Source organism: Streptococcus halitosis, from assembly GCF_023147855.1.
Taxonomy (GTDB): Bacteria; Bacillota; Bacilli; order Lactobacillales; family Streptococcaceae; genus Streptococcus; species Streptococcus halitosis_B.
Genome location: NZ_JAHXOP010000001.1, coordinates 433,992 through 445,620 on the forward strand (window position 1 = coordinate 433,992; position 11,629 = coordinate 445,620).

Annotated in this window: 9 protein-coding genes and 1 other annotated feature; all 9 genes read right to left on the reverse strand. The window is 40.5% G+C overall.

What is annotated here, in order from left to right; genetic code table 11:
• Positions 1 to 2: 2 nt before the first annotated feature.
• The 9 genes from dnaG to KZX55_RS02180 all read right to left on the reverse strand — a co-directional run bounded on the left by dnaG (position 3) and on the right by KZX55_RS02180 (position 11,629).
• A complete protein-coding gene (dnaG, locus tag KZX55_RS02140) occupies positions 3 to 1,763 on the reverse strand; it encodes a DNA primase (protein WP_243830645.1) in 1,761 nt (586 codons plus the stop codon).
• A 193-nt stretch (positions 1,764 to 1,956) separates the two neighbouring features.
• Positions 1,957 to 2,388 carry a hypothetical protein gene (locus KZX55_RS02145; protein ID WP_000222726.1) on the reverse strand — a complete coding sequence of 144 codons (432 nt, stop codon included), beginning with the start codon at positions 2,386 to 2,388 and terminating at the stop codon, positions 1,957 to 1,959.
• 267 nt (positions 2,389 to 2,655) lie between these two features.
• On the reverse strand, positions 2,656 to 3,414 hold the full coding sequence (locus KZX55_RS02150; RefSeq protein WP_000125419.1) for an ABC transporter ATP-binding protein: 759 nt from the start codon (positions 3,412 to 3,414) through the stop codon (positions 2,656 to 2,658).
• Positions 3,411 to 4,277, reverse strand: a complete 867-nt coding sequence (locus KZX55_RS02155; RefSeq protein WP_248023424.1) for an ABC transporter permease — start codon at positions 4,275 to 4,277, stop codon at positions 3,411 to 3,413. The genes KZX55_RS02150 and KZX55_RS02155 overlap by 4 nt, the downstream gene beginning before the upstream one ends.
• Positions 4,278 to 4,342: 65 nt before the next feature.
• Entirely contained in the window at positions 4,343 to 5,338 is a 996-nt protein-coding gene (gene trpX, locus KZX55_RS02160) for a tryptophan ABC transporter substrate-binding protein (RefSeq protein ID WP_248023427.1), read from the reverse strand.
• Positions 5,339 to 5,453: 115 nt separating this feature from the next.
• Positions 5,454 to 5,670 (reverse strand) — a binding site (T-box leader).
• A gap of 97 nt (positions 5,671 to 5,767) precedes the next feature.
• Positions 5,768 to 8,464 carry a phosphoenolpyruvate carboxylase gene (gene ppc / locus KZX55_RS02165; RefSeq protein WP_248023432.1) on the reverse strand — a complete coding sequence of 899 codons (2,697 nt, stop codon included), beginning with the start codon at positions 8,462 to 8,464 and terminating at the stop codon, positions 5,768 to 5,770.
• Positions 8,465 to 8,488: 24 nt separating this feature from the next.
• Positions 8,489 to 9,712 (reverse strand): cell division peptidoglycan polymerase FtsW, encoded by a 1,224-nt coding sequence (ftsW, locus tag KZX55_RS02170; protein ID WP_248023434.1) that lies wholly within the window; start codon positions 9,710 to 9,712, stop codon positions 8,489 to 8,491.
• Between the two features lie 188 nt (positions 9,713 to 9,900).
• On the reverse strand, positions 9,901 to 10,848 hold the full coding sequence (gene prsA, locus KZX55_RS02175; protein ID WP_248023444.1) for a peptidylprolyl isomerase PrsA: 948 nt from the start codon (positions 10,846 to 10,848) through the stop codon (positions 9,901 to 9,903).
• A gap of 67 nt (positions 10,849 to 10,915) precedes the next feature.
• Complete coding sequence (locus tag KZX55_RS02180) at positions 10,916 to 11,629, reverse strand: O-methyltransferase (protein ID WP_248023446.1); 714 nt, start codon at positions 11,627 to 11,629, stop codon at positions 10,916 to 10,918.

Below are 11,629 nucleotides of genomic sequence, written 5' to 3' on the forward strand. Positions count from 1 at the left end.
TATTACTCCATTCTTCTCTTTTGGGAAATCAATCGTTGCAATTCTTCCAAGGCTGTGTCTGTATCTCCTACATGACTAGCTTCCTGCACTTTCTTTTTAATTCTTAAGTTGTCCTTGCTGAGGAGGGCACGGTTTCGAGTCGCTTCGACTTCCACGAGCTCCTGAGGCGACATCTCAGCTGGCAAATCCAGACTAAGCACGTGGTACCAGGCATTTTCAACTTCAGGCGTCTGATGAGAAAGCTCCTCTGAGCCGATTTCTCCCTGCTCACTTAATAATTCGTAAAGAATCTGAAATTCTGGGGTATCAAAGAAAAAATCTTCTCTTAATCGATAGTCATTCAAAACAACTGGATTCTCAGCCATCCTATAGAGGAGATGAGCCTCTGCTCTCATGACTGCTGTCAGTTGCCGCGTTACAGGTAAACTAATCGCTGCTGGAGGTTGCTCCTCTTTGACTCTTTCCTGCCTTTGAACAATGCGACTTTCATTTACTATCTGTTCCACCTGCTGGTAATCAAAAGAAGGTAGATTATCCGCCAGAATATGGATATAAGAATTCTGGGCAGTGATAGACTTTTCTTTGGCGATTAGGGGTGCAATCTTTTCAATGAACTCGATTTGCGCCTGCAAGTTATCACTATTTTCTGGCTTGAGCTGGTAAATATAGAACTCTATAGGGCTAATCCGAGTCTTGGTTAAAAGGTAAGCCAGGTCTTCAGCAGAATTCTTTTGCAAATACTCATCTGGGTCCATAGCATCAGGTACTCGAACAACTTCCACTGAAAAGTCTTTTAACTCCTCTAGTGCCTTGGCTGTTGCTGCCTGTCCTGCCTTGTCGCCATCATAGCTGAGAACAATTTTTTTGGTAAAGCGTTTGAGGTGGTCAACATGCTCCTTGCTTAAGGCTGTTCCCATGGAAGCTACAGCATTTTCTATACCAGCACGGTAGGCTGCGATTACATCCATGAAGCCTTCCATCAGATAGAGCTCTGTGATCTTACCTGTTCCCTTTTTTGCCTTGTCCAAATGATACAATTCGTAACTCTTGTTAAAAATTGCAGTCGAGCGACTATTTTTATATTTGGCAGTCTGACTATCCGTTTCTTGCCAGATACGACCTGAAAAGGCAATAACCTGCCCCTTGTCATTGGTCAAAGGAAAGATGATCCGTCCGAAAAAGGTATCATAAAATTGATTGCCATCTGACAGGTAAAACAAGCCCGAATCCAATAAATCTTTTTCCTCAAACTTGTCAGCCAAACGTTGGTAGAGATAAGTTCTCTCTGCTGGAGCCAGTCCAATTTGGAAGTGCTTCAGAACATCGTCTGTCAACCCTCGCTTATATAGATAAGCCCTTGCTTCTTCTCCCATCTTGGTCGTCATGAGAATTGCATGGTAAAAACGAGCAGCTTCTTCATGCATATCATATAGAGCTTGATGGGGAGAAGCTTGTTGAGGACGAGACTGGACAGGCATGGCTAGTTGAATACCGACGCGCTCCCCTAAGAGCTGAACGGCTTCCATAAAGGACACACCTTGGTATTCTTCGATGAACTTAAAAACATCTCCTGAACGACCACAGCCGAAGCAATGATAAAACTGCTTGTCTTCCACAACGTTGAAAGAGGGGGTCTTCTCACCATGAAAAGGACAGAGCCCTAAATAGTTCCGTCCAGCCTTTTGTAAAGAAATCACGTCGCCTATGACTTCCACAATGTTGGTATTGTTTTTGATTTCTTCAATAACTTGCTTGTCAACCATACACAATACCTCCATGTTATCATAGTTTTACGTTAACTAGTATAGCTTATTTCTGAAAAAAAGTAAACCATTTCATACGCTTTCCCTACTTATATTTCATAAAAACTCACTGTTGTCATGTTATCGGGAATCTTCTCCTTAACTCCTCCAACTTATCCTTTTATTTTCTTGTAAGATTGCTCATAAGTTACTTTTATTTTACTTGTTCTTGAAGATTATTTTTCAGTATTCTGCTAATATATTGTCCATCTTTTCTGCTGATACAAGCCGTTGCAAAAGTCATGGGTGCTATATATACTTCTCCTCGATAGGAAGGATCAACCAACACAGGCATGGAATAATAAGCATTCTTTTTATTCTTTAGGTCAATGAACCACTTGCCACCTAAGTGCTTGCGGAAGGTTTCTCCGATATAGACTGTTAAATAATCCAAGAGTTTTTTATCCTCTATCAAGACATGGTGATTTTCGTAATGAGCCAAAATCCAAGCCTCCAAATCATCCAAGGACTGCATGCTATAGTCCAAGATTAAATTTTGCTCTTGGGCAAAATCCTTAGTAAAATAATCCATTTTAAATTCAATCTGGAAAATCCATTCCTGAAAGTCTTCTTGTGTGTAAGTCATTTTTTACCTCCATAAACAATATGTTTTATTTAATTTTTTCACTGTGAATGACTTATTATTATCCTAGATATCCTTGATTTTGATATTTTCTTAAAAGGCTAGGAATAATCTTATATTTATACTCCATGCTAATACTTATTATACTATAAAATGAAGCAACTTGGACAAGTGCACCAATCGATCTAATTATGTCACTAAAAAAACTAGAAACATCTGCGTGCTTCTAAGTTTTGATTTTATATAGTCTCAGGAAGTTCCTGCCGTCTCCTATTCAAACAGTTGATAGTAGTCTGAAATTTTCATCTTAGCTTTTTCTTCTTTATTGAGGTCTTGGATGATTCGACCTTCTTTCATGACTATCAGACGATTTCCATACTTCAGTGCATCTTCCATATGGTGAGTAATCATCAAGGCTGTCAGATGATCCTTGCTGACAAAGTCATCTGTTAATTCCATCAAGGCCACACTTGTTTTTGGGTCAAGAGCTGCTGTGTGTTCATCCAACAAGAGCAACTCTGGTCGCTTCAAGGTTGCCATCAAGAGACTCAAGGCCTGACGTTGTCCACCTGATAGAAACTCAATCGGAGTATCTAGATGCTTTTCAAGACCATTTCCCACTTTTTCAATGGTAGCCTGAAACTCTTCCCTATGGCTTGAAAGCCTTCTAGGCAGGAGTCCTCTCTTCTCACCACGAAACTTGGCAATTAAGAGATTTTCCGCCACTGTCATACGGGGAGCCGTACCCATCTTAGGATCCTGAAAGACACGAGACAAATACTTAGCCCGCTTTTCAGGTGAAAAATGCGTCACGTCCTCACCCATGATACGAATACTTCCACTTGTTAAAGGTAAGGTACCTGCAATCGTGTTAAAAAGCGTTGACTTCCCTGCTCCATTTCCACCTAGAATAGTAATGAAATCATGTTCGAAAATTTCAAGAGAAACATCATTCAGAATGATTTTTTCCTCATCAAAGCCATTCGTGATGACTTTGGTAGCATTTTTTAATTCTACAATTGCTGTCATTTGCTAAACTTGACTCCTTTCAGGTATTTGCTTTTGAAGGTTGGAATCATAAGGCAAACTGCCAAAATCAAGGCGCTGTACAAACGAAGATAACTTGTATTAAACCCAAGAGCAATCACTCCCCAAACGAGGAACTGATAAGCGATAGAGCCTACGACAATGGTCATGAGACGCTCTGCCAAGGTCAAACTCTTGAACAATACCTCACCAATAATCAAGCTGGCAAGCCCTACGACAATCACACCGATTCCTCGAGAAACATCTGCATATCCTTCTTGTTGAGCAATTAAGGCTCCTGCAAGCGCGATAATCCCATTTGAGAGAACCAAGCCCATGAGTTCCATACGTCCCGTATTGATACCAAAGCTACGAGCCATATCAGGATTGTCACCTGTAGCGATGTAGGCTTGGCCTAGTTTGGTATCAAGGAAAAAGAGCATGAGGCCAATAACAAGAGCTACAAAGATTAATCCAGTCAGGAGTTGGTTAAGGTCTGAATCAAAAGGCAAGACATCCTGAATTTGCTTGGTTCCAAGAAGCCCCAAGTTGGCACGCCCCATAATCATGAGCATGATGGAATGGCAGGAAGTCATGACTAAAATCCCTGATAAGAGAGTTGGGATTTTTCCTTTGGTATATAAGAGTCCCGTCGCCATTCCAGCTAGACAGCCCGCCCCTACTGCAGCTAGGGTTGCTAAAAATGGGTTGGCCCCCTGCGTTATCAAGGTTACAGCTACTGCTCCCCCTAGAGGAAAAGAGCCCTCAGTAGTCATATCTGGAAAATTCAAAATTCGGAAAGTCATAAAGATTCCCAAACCTAGAATCGCCCAGACCATCCCCTGAGAAATAATGGATACTATCATAATCTTTCACTCATTTCTTTCTTTAGTAAAAATGGGAGGAGATGTGTCCAGCTCCTCCTTTATCTTTATTCTATCACTTGTCCTGCTTCTTTTAGAACAGACTCAGGAATGGTGATACCAAGTTCCTGCGCTAGTTTTTTGTTAATCACTGACTTACCAGTTGAAAAGACATTAACTGGCGTATCAGCTGGTTTTTCACCTTTCAAAACTTTGGCAATCATTTTACCAGTAGCCACTCCAAGATCGTGTTGGTCAACTACTACAGATGCTAATCCACCTGCTTCTACCATGGCAGTAGCGCTTGGGTAGATTGGCTTTTTAGCTGTTTGGTTACTTGAAACAACTGTTGAGAATGCTGATGCGATGGTGTTGTCAATTGGAACCCAAATTGCATCGACCTTGCTTGTCATAACATTGACTGTTGAAGCAATTTCATTTGTTGAAGGAACGGCAAATGTTTCGACTGTCAAACCTGCTTTTTCAGCATAAGCCTTGAATTCTTCTACCTGTGTTTTTGAGTTATCTTCGCTACTTGAGTAGAGAGCGCCGATTGTTTTGACATTTGGTGTCAAAGTTTTAATCAATTCCACTTGCTGTTCAGCGGGGTTGTGGTCTGATACCCCTGTGATGTTGCCACCTGGTTTTTTCAAATCCTTGACCAAGTTAGCACCGATTGGGTCTGTAATAGCAGCCATGATAACTGGTAGGTCTTTTGTAGCACTAGCGAGTCCTTGAGCTGCTGGTGTTGCAATCCCAACAACAAGGTCGTTTCCATTTGCTACCAATTGTTTACTCATGGTTGCAACCTTGCTCTGATCACCTTCAGAGTTCATAAAGTCGATTTTTACCTGGTCGTCCTTATAGCCTTCTTCAGCTAGTCCATCTTGAATCCCTTGGTAAATCAAGTCCAAGGATGGGTGACTAACAAATTGAAGGACCCCAACCTTAGCAACCTTTTGATCTTCCTTAGCTGCAGGCTTATTCATTGATGAATAAATCAAACTAGCCACCACCAATACTGCTAATCCAGCGATAATTCCAATCAATCGTTTATTTTTCATATTCTTTCTCCTTTTTAATCACTTGTATAATGCTCTTTTCAACAAAACAAGCGACACCATCGTTTAAATTCCATAATCATCCTCCTAAAAGAAAAAGTCCTCACACAAAAACTTGTGTGAGGACGTCGATGCGCGGTGCCACCTCAATTATAGGGAATATCCCTATCGCTCTTTCTCGCATTCACGAGTTGCACTGTAAGGTGTGCTCACCGAATTTTTATGATTTCAAATTCTTTATAACATTCAGCCCAATTTTCATCACTTCCATTTATCTGTTTCCACCAACCACAGACTCTCTAAAAAACTTCAATGATTACTTTCTGAATGTTTAAATTATATCATTTTTCAACTACTTGTCAAGACTATTTTTAGAATTTTTTAAACAATTCAAAAACTTCCTCCTAGTAAAAAGAGGAAGTTTAGAAAATATCAGCCTGAATTACGCAAACCAGTCGCAATTCCGTTAATAGTTGTATGGATTAGTTTTTCTTCGTCAGCTGACAATTCGCCGCGACGTTGACGTTTGATCAACTCCAACTGGATGTAGTTAAGGATATTAAAGTAAGGCATACGATAGTTTAGACTGTCTTTTAGATAAGAGTTTTCTGCCAAGAGTTCGTCATAACCTTCGATAGCTAAAATAACGTCCTTAGTTAACTGCCATTCATCTAAAATAGTGTAGTAGATAGCTTGCACTTCTTCATCTTCACAGAGCTTGGCATATTCAAAAGCAATGTTCATATTAGACTTAGATAAGACCATGTCTACATTGGAAAGAAGAGATTGGAAGAAAGGCCAGTTTTGGTACATGTCACGAAGAAACTCAATATTCTTTGGATCTTGATCAATAAACTCTTTAAAGCTGGATCCTACTCCGTACCATCCAGGGAACATGACACGACTTTGTGACCATGAAAAGACCCAAGGGATAGCACGTAAACCGCCGATTTCAGTGATGGTCTTACGAGCTGCTGGACGCGAACCGATATTAAAGCTTGAAATAGCCTTGATTGGGCTTGACTCGAAGAAATAGTCATAGAAATGTTCATTTCCAAAGACCAAATCACGGTAGATATCGTAGCTACGGTCTACCACTTGATCCATAACAGCTTCATAACGATTTGACGTGTTGGTATCGCTCTTCTTCTTGGTAATCATACGGTTAATGGCTGCAGAAACCAACATTTCAAGGTTATAATAGGCAGCGTCTTTGTTTCCGTATTTGTTTCCAATCACTTCTCCTTGCTCAGTCAGACGGATACGGTCCTTGATAGACTTGAGCGGTTGAGATGTGATGGCTTCATAAGTTGGACCACCACCACGACCTACAGTACCACCACGTCCATGGAAGAAGGTAACTTTAACGCCAAATTCATCCCCGATAGCAGTCAGTTGTTGTTGTGCTTTATAGAGAGTCCAACATGATGATAAATAACCACCGTCTTTATTACTATCGGAGTAGCCAAGCATGATTTCTTGGTAGTTGTCTTTTGAAGCAATCCATTTTTTAGCCAATGGAAGAGAGAAATATCTTCTCATGGTTTCTTCCGAGTGATCCAAGTCTTCAATCGTTTCAAAGAGGGGGACAATCTGAACGCGCGCTTTTTGAGCATCCACCAAGCCGACTTCCTTGAGCATAATGGCTAATTCTAGCATATCAGATACACTTGTCGCGTGAGAGATGATGGTTTGGCGAATGACATTTTCACCCAGTTTATCCTTCAACTTGCGAGCAGTTTTGAAGATAGACAATTCTTTCTCAAGCAGTTCTGACTTTTCAGCATAAGTAGCTGAGAGGATACGAGGATCTTCTTCCAACTCTTTTAAGAGTAGGGCGCATTTTTCATCTTCAGAGAGATCGCTATAATGGTCGTTGATGCCAGCAGATGCTAACAATTCAGCCACACAGGCTTCATGAACACTAGAGTCTTGGCGCATATCGATAGAAGCAAGGTAGAAGCCAAAGATTTCAACGGCTTGCATCAGTTCAACAAATTCTCCTGAAATCAGGTATTCTCCTTTGTTCTCAAGGAGAGAATCTCGAATGGCCAACAAATCTTGATAGAATTCATCCGCAGTGGCATATCTAGGTTGAAGATCCTTATCATCTATCAAATAAGCCTTTGTTGCCTGCATCTTAGCTTGGATATCAAAAAGAGCACGACGATAGAGTTCTTTTTCACGGTAAATGGAGTTATCTTGTGACTTCAGCGCCATCTCACGAACTTTATCACTGACATTCACAATACTGGTTGACAGTGAAAATTCACGATAAAGATTATAAATCTTTTCATCGTAGTAGTTCATGATGACTTCGCACTGAGTCAAAGCTGATTTATTGAGGGTTTCCGCTGTTACGAAAGGATTTCCATCACGGTCTCCTCCAATCCACATCCCCATAGTAATTGGTTTTGGATGTTGGAGCTCAATTCCTTGTTCTTTAGCTAGTTTCTTATATTCAGCCGTCAAACGCGGCACAGCATTCAGGAAGGAACTTTGATAGTACTCCATCACGTTGGTGATTTCGTTAGTTACTTTCAACTTCTTCTCACGAATCATGTCTGTTTGCATGATAATTTCAATGTAACGACGGAGATCCATGTTCCATTTTTCTTTATTAATCAAGCCTAGTTTGACATCACGGTACTTGCGCAAGAGCGTATGGATATGGTTGGTCAAGTCCAGCATACTCTTGCGTTGTACTTGCGTTGGATGGGCAGTTAAGACAGGAACGACATTTAACTTTTCTAAAATTTCAGCTGCATTTTCTTTTTCAGCTACCATCTTTATGGTTGTAGATAGTTTTCCTAGATAGTCTTGGTCCACATTGTTCTGGTGGTTAATTTTATAGGCTAAGTCCACATCCTCAGATATATTAATCAAGAGTGGAAGGATAGAGAAATAACGAGAAATGTAAATCATTTCTTCATTGGAAAGGCTAGTCACCAGTTCATTGAGCCCTTGATAGTTTTCATTTGTTGATAATTCCTTCAACTGCATGATTTTTTCAAAGGTCTCTGGCGCTAGCATATTTTTTGTGATATCTTCTAGCAGCTCAGTCAAAATCAAGACTTCTTCTTGGATGACGGCTTTATTACTATAGTTTTCTAATTTCTGAAGAGACATATATTTTTCCTTTCCATACAATCCTTACAGACCTTCAACAGTTTGAGATTCGTATTCTCTAATGAGTTTAGCACGTTTCTCGCTGGCATCGATATTTAATACAAGGGCAATGGCTACGGATAATACCAGGAGACTGTTCCCACCTTGTGAAAGGAAGGGGAAGGTCACCCCTGTAGAAGGAATCAAACCAGAAATCCCACCGATATTGACAAAGATCTGAACAAGAATCATCCCTCCGACACCGATAGCAACCATGGAGTTAAAGGGATCCTTAGCTCGAATACCAACCAAGATGATTCGCAAAATTAAGAAGAAGAGTAAAGCCAAAATCATACTGGCTCCTACGAATCCAAACTCTTCGATAACAATCGAAAACACGAAATCCGTATGGGCCTCTGGCAGATAACCACGCTTCTCGATAGAATTTCCCAATCCTAGTCCGAACCAGCCTCCATTTACCATTGCATAGTAGGAGTTTGCAAGCTGGTGTCCTGCACCCGCCAAGTCATTAAAGGGATTAAAGAAGGCACTAAAACGTTTAGCAACGTAACCAAATACCGGTATCTGAGAAAATTTTTCAACCCCAACGAGACGTATGACAGACAATACTAAAATTGAACTCCCTGCTAAGAGAGCTAGAATGGTCGAGAACCAACGATAGGCGATTCCACTAACAGTATACATAATGAGCGCTACCAAAACCAAGATGGTCGCATTTCCCAAGTCGGGGAAAATCCCCAAGCTACCAATCAGAACCAGCAGAACAAAACGCCAGTCGTTAAAAGCCCGAGGTAGCCATTGATTTTGGGTCAACACCTGGAAATCATAAACCGCAATCTCATCTTGCTGTTTTGAAAAACGATGTGCCAAGTACCAGATGATGATAATCTTAAGGTATTCAGCCGGCTGAATCGTTACAGGTCCTACAGAAATCCATCCGTATGCTCCATTGACAGGTGTTCCGACCAGACGCGCTAGGGCTAAAAGAACCATCTCCACAATCATCACGATAAAAATGAGACGTCCATTTCTCAGGAAATCTAATTTTAATTTATAGATTAAGGCAATCAAAACCAAACTAGCTACCCAGAAAATCCCCTGGTTACGTACCAATTGAAAAGCGCTTTTTCCTTCTTCAATTAGGGTTGCACTCGTTGTCGAGTAAACTACAATCAACCCCAAAATTGACAGAAGAAAATAAGGAATCAAAATGGAATAGTTTAGTAGGTGCCTTTTACTAATTTTCATATTTCACCACTCTAATAGGAACAGAGGTGGTTGTCCCTAATTCCGTTTTATTTTCTAGTTTTGATTGTTATTATACCACTTTTTCAGAAAGAAAAAAACTATTATCCTTTAATCCTTCGAATTTTACTTATTTTTTGTTTTCAAGCATAAAAAATACAAACCTCAAATGAGATTTGTATTTTCATTGCTTAATTAGATGAAGAGCTACTGCTTGAACTTGAGCTTGAGTCACCACCACCGATGTATTGGGTGAAGATGTTTTGGAAGGCTTGATCTTTGACCTTGATGTTTGCTGCTTGTAATTCTTTACCAATTACCCCTTGAACAAAGGCTGAATCATTTTGTTTTTGAGTCAAAATGATGGTCTTCAATTTTTCTTTGTAATCCTCTAAGTTAGAAGATTTTTCTGTCTTCTTCGTTACTTTAACGATGTAGAATTGATTGCTGTAGGCTTGTGTTCCAGTAGCCGTAATCACATCAGAAACACCGTTCACATCCAAGGCAAAGGCTGCTTTTTTGACTTGTTCTGGAAGTTCTGTTGAAGCAGAGTCAAAAGTGATTTCTCCACCATTTTCTTTTGTCTTATCATCGTTAGAGTTGTCTTTTGCCAACTGAGCAAAATCTGCACCTTCTGCTTTCGCTTTTTCAAGCACTTCTTTCGCCTTGTCTTCATTATCCATACGGATGATTTGAGCTGTCACATCTGGTGTATAAGACTCAAAAGCCTTTTGGTAAGCCTCATCTGTCAATTCACTCTCGGCAGCTTTCTTAACTGCCAATTCAACCAATTTGCTAGTACGAATTTGAGCTTTACGAGTTTCAGCAGTCATACCTGCCCGTTGAAGTACGCTGTTGTAGCTATCGCCGTATTTCTTTTGTTCCTCAGCAACGGCGTCATCCACATCTTTGTCAGTCACTTCTGACCCATATTGTTTTTCAAATACTTTTTGGATGGTCATATTGAGCAATACTTGTTGTGCAGTTGGATTGTTCTTTACTTCTTCAAAAAATTGATGCTCTGTAATCACATCACCCTTCATGCTGATCAAATCTTTTCCTTCAGAACTATTTGAACAAGCTGCAAGTGTTGCTACTGATAAAAGTGTGATGGCTCCTGCCATAATTTTTTTCTTCATGTTTACTCCTTTTACGGTAAGTGTTACTTTATCTATTTTACTATAATTTCTTAAATTTTTCTGAAAATCATTTATCATCAGGTAGCTGTACATCTGCTACGTTCTTTCGTAGCATGAGAATGCCATCACCAAGAGGAACTAGAGTTGCCGTTAGACCTGGATTATCCAAAGTTGCGTCGAAAAGTTTTTGCAAACCACGATAAATCGTTCGCTGCCCTCGTCGAACTTCCATGATGTCCTTAGCAACATCACCCCCTTGGAAAATATCATCCAAGACAACCACTCCACCGACTTCCAAATGTTTGAGGATTTCAGGCAGAAAGACGATGTACTTGGACTTAGCCGAATCCATAAAGACAAAATCATAAGTTTCTGTCAGGCTAGACAAAACATCGACGGCATCTCCCTCTAAGAGGGTGATTTGCTTACGACTGTCAAACCGGGCAAAGTTTTCCTTGGCAAAGCCTATCATCTCAGGATTACGGTCAATGGTTGTAATCTTTGCAGTTGGCGCATGTTCTGCCATCAGGAGGGCTGAAAAGCCAATTGCCGTCCCAATTTCCAAAATATTCTTAGGCTGCAGACTTTCCATGAGAAATCGAAAGTAGGCAACTGTTTCATGAGGAATGATTGGGATATTTTCCTTGCGAGCGAAGGTCTCCAATTCTTTCAAAGAACCAGTCACCTGCTTTTGACGCTGGCGCATGAGTTCTACGATGTCTTCCTTGACGACGGGACGTCGCATATTGTGATTGGCATTTTTACTGTAAGACTCTACCAT